The following is a 14,695-nucleotide window of genomic DNA, read 5'->3' on the forward strand; positions in this document are numbered from 1 at the left end:
CGGCTCCCGACGGAGGCTCCGGCGAGTCCCGGAGGCTCTCACCCCTGATGATCACGGTGATCGTGCTCGGCGCGCTCGTCGTGGCGCTCGTCATCGCCTCGGAGGTGTGGACGAAGTACCTGTGGACGGACCAGCTCGGCTTCACCGACGTGCTCCTGACCCGCTGGGTCACCCAGGCGATCCTGTTCGCGGTCGGCTTCGTGGTGTTCGCGGTGCCGCTGTTCCTCAGCCTCCGCATGGCCTACACCCGCCGTCCCGTCTACCCGCCGATCACGCGGGAGCAGGAGGCGCTGGAGCAGTTCCGCGCGGCGGTGGACCCGCTGCGCCGCGGCCTGACCTTCGGTGCCCCGATCGTGATCGGGGCCTTCGGAGGCCTCGCGCTGTCGCGCCGCTGGCAGGACGTGCAGCTGTTCCTGCACCCGCAGGACTTCGGACAGACCGATCCGATCTTCGGCAATGACATCTCCTTCTACGTCTTCACCCTGCCGGTGATCGACGTGCTGGTCTCCTTCGGGCAGTTCGTGCTGCTGGTCGCGATCGTGGGCGCCCTGATCGGCCACTTCGTCTACGGCGGGGTGAGCTGGGGGCAGGAGAGCGGGCTCGAGGTGACCCGCTCCGCGCGCCGCCACCTCGGCGTGCTCGCCGCGATCTACGTGCTGCTGCTCGGCGCCGGGCACTGGTTCCAGCGCTACGACCTCCTCACCGCCTCGCACACCCGTTTCGAGGGTGCCTCCTATGCGGACGTGCACGCGATCCTGCCCGCGCAGACGATCCTCGCGATCGCCGCGATCGTGGTCGCCGCCCTGTTCGTGGTGTGGATCTTCCGCTCCGACTGGCGCATCCCCGCGATCGGCGCCGGGCTGATGATCCTGTCGACCCTCGCCGTCGGCAACCTCTACCCGTGGGCGATCCAGCAGTTCCAGGTCCAGCCCAACGAGCGTGCGCTGGAGCAGACGTACATCCAGCACAACATCGACGCGACCCGCACCGCCTTCGATCTCGACGACGTCAAGGAGGTGCCCTACGCCGCCTCGACCGACGCGACCTCCGGGGCGCTGCGCGAGGACGCCTCCACGACCGCGCAGATCCGCCTGATGGATCCCAACGTCATCTCGCCCACCTTCGAGCAGCGCGAGGCGAACCGCCGCTACTGGGGCTTCGACGACGTGCTGAGCGTGGACCGCTACGAGATCGACGGCGAGCTGCAGGACACGGTGATCGGCGTGCGCGAGCTGCGGCCGGACAAGTTCGGCCTCTCCGACCGCTCCTGGGTGGACCAGCACATCACCTACACCCACGGGTACGGCACGGCCGCCGCGCACGGCAATCGCCGCAACTCCGACGGCGAGCCGAGCTTCCTCCAGTCGGGCGTGCCCGGCGAGGGCGCGTTGGGCGAGTACGAGGAGCGGGTGTACTTCGGGCGCCACTCCCCGGACTACTCGATCGTCGGCGCGCCCGAGGGCACGGAACCGCAGGAGTTCGACTACCAGCAGGGCAGCACGGACGACGAGCAGGGCGGCGAACAGGTCTACAACACCTTCGAGGGAGACGGCGGCCCCTCCGTCGGCGGCTTCTTCAACCAGCTGCTGTACGCGATCAAGTTCCGGGACCCGAACATCGTGATCTCGAACTACCTCAACGAGGAGTCGCAGATCCTCTACGACCGCAACCCCCAGCACCGCGTCCGCGAGGTCGCGCCCTTCCTGTCTCTGGACTCGCAGATGTACCCGGCGGTCGTGGACGACGAGATGGTGTGGGTGGTCGACGGGTACACCACGACGACCGAGTACCCGTACGCGCAGTCGGTGGACCTGGACCAGACGGTCAACGACTCCCAGACAGATCCGAACTCGACCGCATCGGATCGCGAGCGCTCCGCGAACTACATGCGCAACTCCGTCAAGGCGACCGTGAACGCCTTCGACGGCTCGGTGACGCTGTACACCTGGGACACCGAGGACCCGATCCTCAAGGCCTGGTCCGAGGTGTTCCCGGACGCGCTGCAGCCCGCCTCCGAGATCAGCGCGGAGCTCATGTCGCACATGCGCTATCCGGCCGACTACTTCAAGGCGCAGCGCGAGATCCTCGCGACGTACCACGTCACCGACGCGGACGACTTCTTCACCCAGCAGGACTTCTGGCAGGTGCCGCCGGACCCGACGGTCCCGGCGCCCACCAATCCCGACGGCACCACGGGCGATCAGGCCCCGCAGCCGCCGATGTACCTGACCATGCAGATGCCGGAGGAGGAGACGCCGCGGTTCACGCTCTCCTCGAGCTTCATCCCCTCCGAGGGGCAGAACGTGCTCACCGGCTTCCTCGCCGTGGACTCGGAGACCGGCAGCACGGCGGGCAACCCCGCCGACAGCTACGGGAACATGACGCTGCTCGTGCTGCCGGCCTCGAACCCGGTCAACGGTCCCGGCCAGGTGCAGGCGACCTTCAACGCGGAGCCGAACGTGTCCCAGGCGCTGAACCTGCTGCAGCAGGGCGCCTCCGAGGTCATCAACGGCAATCTGCTCACCCTGCCGGTCGGCGAGGGCCTGCTGTACGTGCAGCCCGTGTACCTGCAGTCCTCGCAGACCGGCGGCGGCACCCAGTACCCGCTGCTGCAGATGGTGCTGGTCTCCTTCGGTGACCGGATCGGCTTCGCCCCGACGCTCGACGAGGCACTCGATCTCGTCTTCGGCGGCGACTCCGGTGCCTCCGCCGGTGACGCGGAGGTGACCGACACCGATGCGCCCAGCGGCACGGCCGACGCCGAGACCGGTGAGGGCAGCGTCGACGAGGGCGGTGCCGCGGAGGACGAGGCCCCGGCGGACGACGACGGCGGCCAGGACGCCCCGGCGGCCTCCGGCAGTGCCCAGGAGCGACTCGACCAGGCTCTGACCGACATGGACACCGCCGTCGAGGCCTCCGAGACGGCCATGTCCGAGGGCGACTGGGCCGCCTACGGCCAGGCGCAGGACGACCTGGCCGACGCGCTCAACCGCGCCGTCGAGGCCAATCAGGAGCTCGACGGGACCGGCACCACGGCTCCCTCCGACGGCGGGGAGGGCTGAGCACGCCAGACTGCCGGGACCGCCCGCCCCTCGGGGAAGGCCCGGATCGCTCACCAGGACGCCCGTCGCGGCGCCGGCAGACGCCGGCCCTGCGGCGGGCGTCCTGCATCAGGGCCGGCTCGGATCCGGGCCACGCATGCTTGGCAGAGCCGCTGCGCGGGCGCAGCACAGCCCGTCCCCGCAGGTGAACCGCCCATGAACGTGTCATGGCCCACGTCGGAGGGGTTCCGGCTGGACTCGGGGGGCAGGTCGTCCTAGAGTTACTGATGTCGCCGCGGGGTGGAGCAGTTCGGTAGCTCGCCGGGCTCATAACCCGGAGGTCGTAGGTTCAAATCCTGCCCCCGCTACGAATAGGGTCCCTCACCAGCAGAAATGCTGGTGGGGGACCTTTCTTTGTGCCCGGTGGTGGCGCACCTCTGCGCAAACCTGTACGCAAGATGTCGACCTGGCCTGGCGGGCGTGTCGCAGGACCGCCGGGAGAGCTGGCGAAGTTCTCCAGCTCGGCGTGGAGCCCCGACGGCACCCCGGCGCTACCGCTCCCGGCGCGCCCGTCCCCGACGTGCTCCGTAGCTACCGTCGCCGGCCCTCGCGAGCGGAGCACGGCGACGAAGGCTGCGCCGTCGCCGCTGAGGTGTGCTCAGCGTCCTTCGGTCCACCAGCGTGGAAGAGGCCGAGTACGGCGCCGTTGTCCTTCCGTTCACCGTGCTGCGCCGGCTCGAGTGCGTCATGGAGCCACGCCGCGAGGTGATGAGCGAGGTCGTCACGCCCCATGAGACCGAACAGCAGCGCCGGACGCAGCTCACGATCCGCACGCGAAGCGCCGACAACGTTGGCCTCTCGTTCTGGGCGACGAGCGACTACAACCAGGTGCGTACTCATCGCCGACGAGGAGGCCGCGATGTGCGGGAGGTTCGTACTCGACTACGACCAGGCGGGGTTGCTCCATGCCTACGTCGCCACCAAGGCTGATCGGGAGGGGCCCGACTGGTCGCCGGTCTTCTCCATTGCCCCGTCCACGCTGGTGCCCGTCGTGCGCGCGCACTTCGACGACGACGGCGGCGAGCTCGTGCGCACGCTGGAGCCGGCGCGCTGGGGCCTGCGCCCCTCGTGGGCCAAGGAGAAGGGGCCCCGGCCGATCAACGCCCGCTACGAGACGGTCACGACGAACGGCATGTTCCGCGGATCGTTCACCTCGCAGAGGGTCGTCGTGCCGATGACCGGCTACTACGAGTGGGTCGAGCAGAAGGACGGCACCAAGCAGCCCTACTTCGTCCACCCCAATGACGGCGGCCTGCTGAACGCCGCCGGCCTCTCCGCTGCGCGGAGGTCCGAGGGCGGCGAGTCCTGGGACATCACTTTCACGATCATCACCCGCGAGGCGAAGGACGCCGCCGGCGAGGTCCACGACCGCATGCCCGCCTACCTCCCGAGCGGGAAGCTGGGGGAGTGGCTCGCCCCCGGCAAACCCGACGACGACGAGAAGGCCGACCTGCACCAGGGGCTGGGCGAGGTCTCCGAGGAGATCGCGGCGACGCTCGTGACCCACCCGGTCAGCCGCGAGGTCAACAATGCCCGGAAGGTCGATCGCACCGATCCCTCGCTCATCGAGCCCATCGAGCTCGGCTGAGACAGATACCAAAATGGACAACACCCTCGCACCTCGCCACTACGGGCACGAGCGTGGACGGGAGTGCTACGGAAGTCCACCCTTGCGCGGCGCTGCCGTCCTCGGTAGGTCGAAAATCGACAACCGTCAATCAAGCATGGGGGAACGATGCATCGTAGAGGACTCTTTATCGGGGCTGCCGTGGCAACTGCAACTATCCTCACGCCCGGAGTGGCGTCGGCTGAGACGAAGGCTGAGAGCTATGGGGTGGAGCTCGACAAGTACATCGAAAGCCGGCCCGGTCTTCGGGAGATCGTCGAAGAGCAGTCGCAACACCTAGATAGAGAAGAGATTCGCAAGACTCTCGAAGCTCTCAAGGAGATTTCAGAGCAAGCGCCTATCGATTCCACGACCAGCTCTCGCGAAAGTGGAGACGGCGACGCCCCAGTAATCGTCCCCATGAAGAAGGTGTGCGTCAAGGTCTACGGATGGATGGTACGAGCGGTCGCTTGGGATCTCCGCATTCGGTTCGGTCTTGTGCAAGTGGTTAGCGGACTTGCGTCTTTCACGATTGCAGGGCTGCCCGCCAGCCTGGTCTTCGGTGCCCTCGGGCTTGGGGGATCCTTCACGGTCAATGAACTGTTCAGATGGATCGACTCTCGAAGCTGGCCCAGGAACGTCTGCGTTACCGTCAAGTGACCACTTCCCCAAAGTCCGCCAGCCGCAAGGAGACCCGTGAACACTAAAAAGACCCTACGCAGACGCGCAATTTTCGCTTCGCTTCCGACCGCCGCTGTGGCGCTCTTCGTTGCGTCCCCCGCACATGCATCGCCATCTGCAGGCGGGGGGTATGGAGAGGCTAATGACAAGCTGATCGCTGAGAATCCATTCCTGGAGGCGCTCGTGCAGGAGGCTAGGCAGACGCTTCCGCATCGTGACGTAAAGCTGGCTCTCGACATGTATCGAAGTAATTCGTCCGAGGACTCGCTTGCGAATTCGAGTCATGGTGCTGAATCGGGGCCCGTCGTTAAGCCGATGGGTAGCGCATGCTTCAAAGTCTACAAGTGGCAGGTAGCCTCGGCCTCCTGGGTTATCTCTGCTGGGCAGTCTGCCGAGAAGGTCATCTTCCTCGGCAAGACCCCCTGGTCGAACATACTTGCACTAATGGGAGCCCCTCGAAGTAGTGGCGCTTCGATCAGGAAGTGGGCCAAAACGGCCAGCTTCCCCAAGACGGTGTGCATTAGTGACGAGGATATTTGATGCATTACCGAAGGGGTGAATGACGTGCACCATTCGATGCTCGTTCGTTAATCCGACAGAGTGACACCGAATCCCCGATAGCCGTGAATGCGATGGCGATCGGGGATTCGGCGGGTGTAGGCCTCAGCGACCGTCCCTCGTCCTGCTATACCGCAGGTATATTGACGAGGCTACCAGGAGGGCAACCCCGATGGTAAACGTGGTAGCGCCAGCCCAGATTAGTGACCGCGAGTCGATCACTAGGAGGCCGACCAATATTCCGACGACGCCAAGGATTAAGAGGTAAGAACTGTTACGTCTTATCGTGCCTGCGAGTGTTGAAGTACCTGCGGAAATGGCCAAGATGCTCCCCCTGTCTTTTTCGCCATGGTACTCAATCCGACTGCTGGAGTCAATGAACCGGCGCGTTCAGTATGTGAGCGTTGGTTTGGCTGACGAGCGCCCCACGGGTAGGCCCTGTAGGTCTGCTGGTCCTCGGACCTCGCTTCTCTGCTGTGATGTATAAGGCTGCTTTGTGCGAGCCGTGGACTACTCGGACCGAGCGGCTCAGAGTCCGAGCTCGGCGATCATCTCCCGGTGGCTTACCGATCCGCCCTCCTTGCGGGCCTCCGCTGCGGACTCGACGTCGATCCTGTCCTCAAGGGCCTCGAGGGCGCGATCGTAGAGCTCCGGCGATACGACGACGGCGCGACGGCCGACTCCGCGGGACGTCAGCGTGACCGGTTCGGCGTGCACCGACGCCAGGAGCTCGCTCTGGCGGCTGCGGAAATGAGACATGGTCACGAAGCGCATGGGACCATCGTGCACTGTGGACTACTGACCCACCAGAGCGGCCGCCACAGGTGCAAGGGACGCGATGAGGAAGCGACTCACCGAAGAGCAGCGCGAGCAGATCGCCCGCAACGCCATCACACGCTACGAGGCGGGGGAGTCGTGGGTCGAGATCGCCTGCGACCACGACCTGCATCCGGGCTCCCTGCGCCGCATCGTCCGGCAGCGCCACGAGGTCGCCTACCGTCGCTCGGGAGCGAAGCCCGTCGCGGACCCTGCAGAGGTCGCGCGCCGGCGCGACGCGGGGGAGACCATCGAGGGGATCGCTGAGGCACTGGGGTGCTCGAGGACCGCGGTGCGCACCGCGCTGGAAGCGACCCACGGGCCACCGATGACGCGGTACCCCGAGCTCCGCTCGCGCCGAACACCCACCGACGCTGAGCTCACCCTGCTGCGCCGACTGCTCGAGCAGTGTCCGCCGGCACCGCGGTCGCGGCCCGGGCACCTCGACATGACGGGCCCCGAGGGGCTCGCGGTCGCAGAGGCGTGCCTCGCTCTCGTCGAGGACGGTGTGCCGATGCAGACGCTATCGCTCGCCCTCGAGCATGGCGCGACCTGGGTGCGTTGGCTGCTCCGCAAGCACGACCTGCTCCCAGCCGAGCGGCAGGGCCGCAGCACGAGCCGGAGGGCGCGGCCCCGATGATCCCACTGTTCGCAGTCGTTGATGCAGCTTCCGCACGGTTCCGACCAGCCGGTAGCGGTCCCGGAGGTGAGAATGTTCCCCGCAGACGTGCACATATCCGGAACCGTGCCGATTTCCACTCTTGACCGCAGCTCTGAAGACCGAATAGTATGACGCCCATCACGGGATGCCACGGCGCGAGCCAGCTCTCCCTCCCGTGCGCAGTGAAGTACTCGCGTGTCCGGTGGTCTATCCGTAGGTGTGCGGATCCTGCACGCTCGCGATTAGCGAGTTGCGCGCCCTTGGCGTGGTGGTCCCATTCCCGTCAGAGTTGGTATTGCGTGCGCCTGGCCCTTAGCGGCCTTGCAGGGTGTCGGAATTCCAACACAGTCCTACCTGCACGCTTGTGTGCCATTTTCCACGTTCAGGGAAGAGGGCTCGATATGATCGCACGTAGAAATGTACTGGCTGCCACTGCGCTCGCAGCCGGCGCGGTGGTGTTCGGTGGGGAGGTGGCGCGCGCGGAAGATCCGCGGGACGAGTTCGCGCCTGACGCCGGCGACTGGCGGTGGGTGCTCGGAGAGTCGATGCTCGGCTCTTCGCCCTCATCGATCAGCGTGACTCCGCTGAACCCGCAGTCAGAGAACCCGCTGGAATGCTGGGTGTTCGGGGGTGCCGGGTATGCGGTGGTCGACCCGACCAACAGGGTCTATCTAGAGTTCTCCGACGAGGCCGCGAATCCTTACCGGTTGAATGCCGGTGGAGACCGTCTGTATAACGGCCCCGGCCAGTTCTTCGCGGTGGACAAGGGGCGGGCGGTGAACGTCCTCGATGGAGAGGTCGTGGAGCCCGCCAGCGTTCAAGCCGCCTCTGCGGAGTTCTCGGCCTTCTCGCGGGACTTCGACTCTGAGAATCAGAGGGCCCCAGAGGCGTCGAGTGAGCCTGGGAAGGTGCAGCCGATGGCCAAGCCTGTTCCTCCGAAGGCCGGAACCGTCAAGAAGCTCGTGACATCGGCGTCCTTCGTCACAGGCTCCAGGGTCTACCCGAACAAGACGGACATCTGCGGATGGGTTGCGGGCAGCATCCTTACGCGGTACTGGCATGCGAGGAAGTCCAGTAAGGGCTTGCTACCCAAGGGCTACCGGTCCGGAACGAACATGACGAGCTCGCCGAACTTCGCGTCCCACCTTCAGAAGATCGCGAAGGGGCGCAACAAGACGTGGGCTCCCGATCTGGTTCGCGCATTGCAGCGCAATGCCTCGAATCGGAAGGTCTCGGTCGATTGCTATTACAATTGGGGTAACTCCGGCGTGGCGTCGCAGATCAATGCAAACCGTCCCGTTCTGCTCTTCGGGCGATTCCCCACGACGTCCGGGAAGTCCAAGTCCAGTCACGCGGTCGTTGCTTACGGTCTCGTCAAGAACGGTGACGCCATCGTCCACTACGGCTACTCTGGATATCCGAAGGTTGTGCTCGCCGGTGGCCTGGTCGGCACGAACACCAAGTTCTGGATCAAGTAGATGGGGGCGCAGATGAGAACCCGTGGTCTCGACTGGTTAGCTCTCGCGGGCTGCGTGATCGCCTTCGTCGTCGCTGTGCTGCCCACCTACAAGGTTGAGTTCATGGCCTCGCCGGTGAGCTCAGAGGTCTTCGTGGAGAGAGTCTCATGGTTCTCCCCGCTGATCTTCGGGTACGGCGATCCCTTGCCCATCGTGGCCGGAGTGCTGCTCGCCGTGATCCTCCTCTGCTCGCTCTTGGGAGCCTTCGGCAGCAGCCGCCCAGGGGTCCTCGTCGTGCTCTCAGCGGTGGCTCTTGTGGTGATGGGTCTTGACGTGCTCATCTTCGGCTCTGGCCTCCTCTTCGGGAGCGGTGGCATCCGTGGTGTGGCAATCGCCGCGCCAGCCGGAGCAGCTCTTGTGCTCGTCGCGTCGGTGCTGTCGTTCAGCAGCAGGCGGCGAGGTTCCAAGGCGCAGCCGGAGCAGGCCGTCGATAGCGTTGCCCCTCAGGGGGTGCATTTCGAGCGCTAAGCCTCCCTCCTGTGCGACCTGTCGCTCGTGGTGGGGAGCCCGCCGCGCTCCTCGCGGAGGTCGAATACCTCGGAGCCTGACCCGGTGATCTCTTCCGACGGATCCTCGCCCGAATGTCCCCTCTGTCCAGTATCTTTCCGCCATGACCGACGATCAGCTGCAGCGCGTCCTCGACGCCGTGCGCACCGACCTCGGCGACCCCAACACCTGGGGCGCGCCGGTGGAGATGCGCGACTCCCTGGCGCTGTGCGCCCTCAACTCCGTCCACAGTCTCCGTGCCGGGACGCCGTCCGTGCGCCGGGTGCTCCGGCACTACCGCGACCACCGCGCCGCGGCCGGCGCTGATCCCGAGAAGGACTCGGGCCCCGACCTGCGCGCCGTCATCGACGCTGCCGGTGGACCGGTGAGCTTCTCGGGCGACGTCACGCAAAACCACTCGAAGCTGCCGGGGACGAAGCGCCTGCGCGCCGAGGGGATCTACGAGGCGCTCGGGAACCTCGAGCAACTGAGCATCACGACCGCGGAGCAGCTGCGCGAGCACGCTGAGGATGACGACGCACGCCGCGCCTGGACCCGCGTGACGGGTCTGGGCCCGCTCTCCTGGCAGTACCTGCTCATGAACGCCGGCGTCGGCTCGCTGACGAAGCCGGACGTCATGATCCGCGGCTTCCTCAGGCGCGTACTCGGCAGGCAGGTCTCGGTGTCTCGAGCGACCCAGCTGCTCACCGCTGCTGCGGCGGAGCTCGGCGTCGAGGTCCGGGCGCTCGACCGTGCGATCTGGCTCCACGAGTCGCCCTCCGGCGTCTCGGCCCCCACCACCACGAGCACCGAGGAGCGAGCATGATCCCCGCAGGGCGCACCATCCAGGCCGGCGACATCCGGTCCATGCAGAGCGCGGGCAGCGTCCGCTTCGAGCACCGCGGCACCGTCTACGAGGGCATTGTCCAGTGGATCGAGGACAACGACTCCCCGCTGTCGCATGAGAAGCGATACCCCGGCTGCGTGAGCCTCATGCTCAGCTCGAGCCAGACCGTCAACGACCTACCGAAGACGGCGTCCGTCGAGACCCTCTGAGGGCGGCTCGCTCGCTCAGGCGCGCCTCAGCGCGTCCAGCCGGGGCTCGATGTCCTCGGCCACGACCACTCCTCTCTTCTATGGAGAGTCTGCTCGCCATAGCAAGCCGTTATGGCGAGCAGACTCGTCATAGGGCCGTGACCTCTGTGCTCCGGCGGCCCGTCGCCGACTTGTGGTCCGGAACCCCGCGCCGGCGCAGTCCCACCACCCAACAACACCCGGACGACAGCTGTTCGGAACGTCGCCTACCCGCGTAGAATGGCCTGGTAAGGCCTTGTTCTGACGAGAATCGGGTGCCGGTGACGACCCAGGATTCGGATCACCTGCGACGTCCGTGAGCCCTCTCGCGGAGGCCGCACGCATTCTACTTTCGAGAGGCGATGGCTCGACCTTCGAGTTTGCCCCCCTTGATATTGAGGAGTGAACCTAGTCGTGACTGAAAAGCGCATGTCTGTGACTCCTGTCTGGAAGAAGATTCCAGTGATTGCCGCCGCGTTGGCAACGGCAATCCTCATTCTGGGACCTTCCGTATCTGCTCAGGCGGCAACGTATACTTACGCGAATGATGCCCGACTCGCGTCGGGGGCTGAAATCGATAGCGGCACTCGTCCCGCTATTAGCGGAGGGTCAGTGCAAGTTACTTTGGGGGTTTCGGTAGATCAGTACATTAGGACATACTACCCGGCTCCTGGCTTTGTTGAGATTGGGAAAAATGTTACCGGTGCTGGTCAGGTCGGGAACCTAACGCACGAACGCGTGAAGAACGCCACGAGTGGGTGTGGCTGGTATGACAGCGGTGGGGGCGTTGCGAGTATCACATGCAAGATGAGGACTTGATGGGAGTACTCCCAGTCGTGTTGTATCGGCGAGGCGGTGGCGTGGGATGAGAATGATACTAGGATTCCTTGCAGGGGCAGCAATCGCGATTGTGAACTGTCTTCTCGTTGGGGTCGGCTCGATCCAGGCTTCCGGAAGCAAATCTGGGGCTGTCTATGATCTAAACAACACGGTTGTAGCGGTCACTGAACCGCGACTGCCCATCCTTTCCTCATTATCAATCGTGGCCTCAAGTGCGCTGTGTGTTGCGGTGATCGTGATACTTGCTAGTCGCTATAGTCCCGGGGCTCGTGCTTGTGTTCGTCTTGGATACTCGGTGCTTGGTGTGATTGCGATCGTGATGGCGTATTCGATGATGGATGTGCCACCGGAGGGGTTCCTTGAGGGGTGGCGTGGCTGGGTTGTTGAAGGTGGCTCCTTGCCGGTGTTCCAACTCTGCGTGGTCGCCGCTGTTGTCAGTCTTCTTATGGGAGTGGGTAGGCGAGCGAGAGCAATTGAGGTTCCGTCTTCTTGAAATGCGGCAAAGGCTGAGGTGAACATAGAGTCTGGTGATCACTCTTGGCTTAGGTGCCGCTTAGTGATCGGCGCTCCCTGCGGAGTCTCGCAATGCATTTTGACATGAAGCGGCAGAACAATTGCAATCACTCGGCGCGATGCCGCCATGGAGCCTTCTTTGCGCTTCATGGCGGCGTTCTGCGTTTATAGCAATGTCGGCCGCTGTTGTCGCCGTGACGCTTGTGACCGATGCGGTGGACCGCCAGGTCAACAACGCCCGGAAGGTCGATTGCGCCGACCCCTCGCTGATCGAGCCGATCGAGCTCGACCAAGTCACCCTCCGGTCTGCGACCGTCAGGGCCTCGCGATGTGCTGGGCGATCAACGCGGCCATGCGGGGCCGTTCCACGTGGCTGGGCACGGGCCTCGGACTGGACCTTCTCGAGAGCGTGCTCGCCAGCTCGTGCAGAAGGCGCGCCCCGTCCAGGCTGTAGCCGCGCAGCGGGGCCTTATCGAGCCGTCATGGTGCATCGGGGTGCGCTTGGTGGATCTCCATCAGGGAGTGCAGATCGGCGAGATCTCTGGGGTCTGAGAGGCCGCGGGCCTTCCAGCTGTGTGCCTTCAGCACGACGGCCACGTCGAGTCGCGGGACCCGCGTGCGGAACTCGATGGGGGTGCCATCCAGCAGCTCCGCAGACACATCCAGCACCAGCCCGGGCCCTGACAGCGCCAAGGTGAGCTCGGGCAGCGTATCGACCTGTCCGAGACCAGGGACGTCCTTCGGTCGGATGCCGCGTGAGCTGTCGGTGCGGGGCATCAAGACGTTGATCTCGATCTCCTGGCCGCTACCGGCCGGCTTGGTGAAGAGGTTCCCGCCCTTCTTCTCGAAGTCATGTGTCAGCAGATGCTGGGCGAGGGGGCCGATGACCTCCACGCTCTCGACAGCCGCATCGGCGTCGCGCGTCGATCGGAGCACAGCCCCGGGTATCGGGTAGGCGAGCTGAAGCATGCGCACCATGTAGCCGCCGATGATGCAGTACCCGGCGTCGGGTGCTGCCTGCGCGATAGCGGCCAGCCCGGGCAGGCCGAGCGAATCCGCATGGTTCGTCGCGCGTGGGCTCGGACCTGGACTACCTCGTCCCGGCTCACCTCGCACCCACGATCGCATCAGCGAGCTTCTGGGCAGCTGGTTCGCTGTCGATGTCGGCGCTGCTGAGCAGGTCCCAGAGCACGATCAGCGGGTCTGCGAGGGGCAGGTCATCCCCACCACCGGCAGCGCGCCCAATGCTCGTCAGCTGCCAGAGCGTCGGGTCCCTTGGCACGCAGGTGACGAGGGTGGCCTCGTCGAGCGGTGCCGGGGCGAAGCCGTCTCCTGTCAGGTCCACGGGCTCACGTACGTAGACGCGCGCGCTCGTCGGGAGCTTCCAGGGCGCGATGATGTCTGCAGCGACGTCGCCGCCGACGAGCGGCTGCAGGTCGAGCGAATCCGTCACGGTGCAGGACGTGACCGCCTGCTCTCGGGCATCGGCGAGTCCGTACCAGCCGAACTCCTGCCCGCCGGGACCGGGGTAGTCGTCGATCCAGTGCTCGAGCAGGGCGCGCCGGTCTCGGGCGATGACACCGTCGCCGGAATCGACCACGAGGTCCCCGAGGCGGCGCAGTGCGCTGGAGACTGCCTGCTGGCTGGTGTGAAGGGGTGCGGCGATGTCACTCTGGCGCGCCGGGGTCTCGGCGAGCAGGAGATAACGCTCGAGTGCCCAGCGAACCCACGCCGGTCGTCCCCGATGTCGTGGCTGCGGTCGGGGAGCGGGATCTGCCTGGTCGCCGGCTGTGTACGTCCGGCCCTCATGGATCAGCCGGATGGGGTGCGCGGTGAGGATGTCGAGCTCGCCCGCGTCGGCGCGGGAAACGATGGACGGCGTCGCCGAGTCGCCCACCAAGAGCGCCCCGCGCCGGCGGGCCAGGGCGTTCCTGACATAGCCCGCGTCGAGGCGATTCACCGCACGGGCAGGCGAGACTTCGAAGCGGGTGCCGTGCGTCGCCCGGAGCAGCCAGGAACCCTCCCTGGAGCCGTCGGTGACAGAGAGCTCGAGCTCTCCAAGGAGCAGTTCGGCCACTTCGATGCCGAGGACAGCACCCTGCTGACGCTCGGCGCTCTGGTGCGGGACATGTGCGCGCCCGAGCACGCCCCGGGCGAGGCCGAGCTGCCGAGGACCCTGCGGGACGAGTGCGCACTGCGCCGGCTCTTCGAGCAGGTGGTGCGCGGGTTCTACCGGCACCATCTCGGACCTCTCGGCTACGCCGTCGCGGCCGAGCGGCGTCCGTGGCCGGCTGCCGGGGATCCTGCCGATCTCGCGTTCCTGCCGCACCTCAACGCCGACGTGGTGATCCGCGGCCATCGGCAGCAGGTCATCGTGGAGTGCAAGTTCGCCCCCGTCTTCACCCGCCACCAGGGCAAGACGATGATCAAGCCCGACTACGTCCGCCAGCTCGTCTCCTACGCCTCCGACTTCCGCGGCGAGTTCGAAGGGGCGACCCGAGCAGTGCTGCTCGGCGCGCTCATCCAAGGATCCACAGGCCGCGACCTCGACGTCGAGATCGACCGCCTACCCATCGCAGTGCGGCAGGTCGACCTCTCGACCGGCCCTGACGCTATCCGTGCGGCGCTGACGGCCTCTCTGCAGCACCTCGTGAGTGCCTCGTCCTCAACAGACTCGGCGATGACGAGGTGCCCGACCATCACGTTGGGGTAGCCAAGGCCGCCGGAGGGACCGCAGCGACGCTCGTGGTCTCCCCGGCGACCTGCGAGGTCAGCAGCCCCGGAAGGTCGAGTGCACCGACCCCCTCTGGTCAAGACCGTCGAGCGGAACAGAGGCAGTCGA

The 14,695-nt window shown here is 65.9% G+C and carries 14 protein-coding genes and 1 tRNA gene; 12 read left to right on the forward strand and 3 right to left on the reverse strand.

Annotation, left to right across the window (positions count from 1 at the left end; all coding sequences use genetic code 11):
• Positions 1–47: 47 nt before the first annotated feature.
• From D1648_RS09740 to D1648_RS17800, 6 genes are all read left to right on the forward strand, one after another.
• Positions 48–3,062 (forward strand): UPF0182 family protein, encoded by a 3,015-nt coding sequence (locus D1648_RS09740; RefSeq protein ID WP_241155434.1) that lies wholly within the window; start codon positions 48–50, stop codon positions 3,060–3,062.
• 273 nt (positions 3,063–3,335) lie between these two features.
• Positions 3,336–3,409, forward strand: a tRNA-Met gene (locus D1648_RS09745).
• Between the two features lie 286 nt (positions 3,410–3,695).
• Positions 3,696–4,031: a type I restriction-modification system subunit M N-terminal domain-containing protein gene (locus D1648_RS18215; protein ID WP_122941209.1), complete on the forward strand. Its 336-nt coding sequence runs from the start codon at positions 3,696–3,698 to the stop codon at positions 4,029–4,031.
• Complete coding sequence (locus D1648_RS09755; RefSeq protein WP_122941211.1) at positions 3,961–4,689, forward strand: SOS response-associated peptidase; 729 nt, start codon at positions 3,961–3,963, stop codon at positions 4,687–4,689. The genes D1648_RS18215 and D1648_RS09755 overlap by 71 nt, the downstream gene beginning before the upstream one ends.
• Before the next feature lie 180 nt (positions 4,690–4,869).
• On the forward strand, positions 4,870–5,367 hold the full coding sequence (locus D1648_RS17795) for a hypothetical protein (RefSeq protein WP_126281983.1): 498 nt from the start codon (positions 4,870–4,872) through the stop codon (positions 5,365–5,367).
• Between the two features lie 36 nt (positions 5,368–5,403).
• Positions 5,404–5,928: a hypothetical protein gene (locus D1648_RS17800; RefSeq protein ID WP_126281984.1), complete on the forward strand. Its 525-nt coding sequence runs from the start codon at positions 5,404–5,406 to the stop codon at positions 5,926–5,928.
• A gap of 546 nt (positions 5,929–6,474) precedes the next feature.
• Here the strand turns inward: D1648_RS17800 and D1648_RS09760 are convergent.
• Complete coding sequence (locus D1648_RS09760) at positions 6,475–6,720, reverse strand: type II toxin-antitoxin system prevent-host-death family antitoxin (protein WP_122941213.1); 246 nt, start codon at positions 6,718–6,720, stop codon at positions 6,475–6,477.
• A gap of 64 nt (positions 6,721–6,784) precedes the next feature.
• Here D1648_RS09760 and D1648_RS09765 point away from each other — a divergent pair, with 64 nt between their 5' ends.
• From D1648_RS09765 to D1648_RS09785, 5 genes are all read left to right on the forward strand, one after another.
• Positions 6,785–7,402, forward strand: coding sequence for a transposase (locus D1648_RS09765; protein WP_122941215.1), 618 nt, complete (start codon positions 6,785–6,787; stop codon positions 7,400–7,402).
• 422 nt (positions 7,403–7,824) lie between these two features.
• Positions 7,825–8,901 (forward strand): hypothetical protein, encoded by a 1,077-nt coding sequence (locus D1648_RS09770; RefSeq protein WP_126281985.1) that lies wholly within the window; start codon positions 7,825–7,827, stop codon positions 8,899–8,901.
• Positions 8,902–8,955: 54 nt separating this feature from the next.
• Entirely contained in the window at positions 8,956–9,408 is a 453-nt protein-coding gene (locus D1648_RS09775; protein ID WP_126281986.1) for a hypothetical protein, read from the forward strand.
• A gap of 142 nt (positions 9,409–9,550) precedes the next feature.
• Positions 9,551–10,252, forward strand: coding sequence for a hypothetical protein (locus D1648_RS09780; RefSeq protein WP_122941222.1), 702 nt, complete (start codon positions 9,551–9,553; stop codon positions 10,250–10,252).
• Entirely contained in the window at positions 10,249–10,482 is a 234-nt protein-coding gene (locus D1648_RS09785; protein ID WP_122941224.1) for a hypothetical protein, read from the forward strand. The genes D1648_RS09780 and D1648_RS09785 overlap by 4 nt, the downstream gene beginning before the upstream one ends.
• A gap of 1,851 nt (positions 10,483–12,333) precedes the next feature.
• Here D1648_RS09785 and D1648_RS09790 read toward each other — a convergent pair.
• Both D1648_RS09790 and D1648_RS09795 read right to left on the reverse strand, forming a co-directional pair.
• Positions 12,334–12,822, reverse strand: coding sequence for a hypothetical protein (locus D1648_RS09790; RefSeq protein ID WP_122941226.1), 489 nt, complete (start codon positions 12,820–12,822; stop codon positions 12,334–12,336).
• A gap of 136 nt (positions 12,823–12,958) precedes the next feature.
• Positions 12,959–13,813: a hypothetical protein gene (locus D1648_RS09795; protein ID WP_126281987.1), complete on the reverse strand. Its 855-nt coding sequence runs from the start codon at positions 13,811–13,813 to the stop codon at positions 12,959–12,961.
• A 33-nt stretch (positions 13,814–13,846) separates the two neighbouring features.
• Between D1648_RS09795 and D1648_RS09800 the strand changes: the two genes are divergently transcribed.
• The gene (locus D1648_RS09800) at positions 13,847–14,566 is read left to right on the forward strand and encodes a hypothetical protein (RefSeq protein ID WP_126281988.1); all 720 of its coding nucleotides are present in this window, start codon (positions 13,847–13,849) and stop codon (positions 14,564–14,566) included.
• Positions 14,567–14,695 lie beyond the last annotated feature (129 nt).

It is taken from the genome of Brachybacterium sp. EE-P12 (assembly GCF_003711805.1).
Classification (GTDB): domain Bacteria; phylum Actinomycetota; class Actinomycetes; order Actinomycetales; family Dermabacteraceae; genus Brachybacterium.

What these genes read in the sequence shown, in the direction of transcription:
- D1648_RS09770 (WP_126281985.1), top strand. Translation starts at nt 7,825, where the DNA reads ATGATCGCACGTAGAAATGTACTGGCTGCCACTGCGCTCGCAGCCGGC.
- D1648_RS09790 (WP_122941226.1), bottom strand. Translation starts at nt 12,822, where the DNA reads ATGCTTCAGCTCGCCTACCCGATACCCGGGGCTGTGCTCCGATCGACG.
- D1648_RS09740 (WP_241155434.1), top strand. Translation starts at nt 48, where the DNA reads ATGATCACGGTGATCGTGCTCGGCGCGCTCGTCGTGGCGCTCGTCATC.
- D1648_RS09780 (WP_122941222.1), top strand. Translation starts at nt 9,551, where the DNA reads ATGACCGACGATCAGCTGCAGCGCGTCCTCGACGCCGTGCGCACCGAC.
- D1648_RS09765 (WP_122941215.1), top strand. Translation starts at nt 6,785, where the DNA reads ATGAGGAAGCGACTCACCGAAGAGCAGCGCGAGCAGATCGCCCGCAAC.
- D1648_RS09755 (WP_122941211.1), top strand. Translation starts at nt 3,961, where the DNA reads ATGTGCGGGAGGTTCGTACTCGACTACGACCAGGCGGGGTTGCTCCAT.
- D1648_RS09760 (WP_122941213.1), bottom strand. Translation starts at nt 6,720, where the DNA reads ATGCGCTTCGTGACCATGTCTCATTTCCGCAGCCGCCAGAGCGAGCTC.
- D1648_RS09785 (WP_122941224.1), top strand. Translation starts at nt 10,249, where the DNA reads ATGATCCCCGCAGGGCGCACCATCCAGGCCGGCGACATCCGGTCCATG.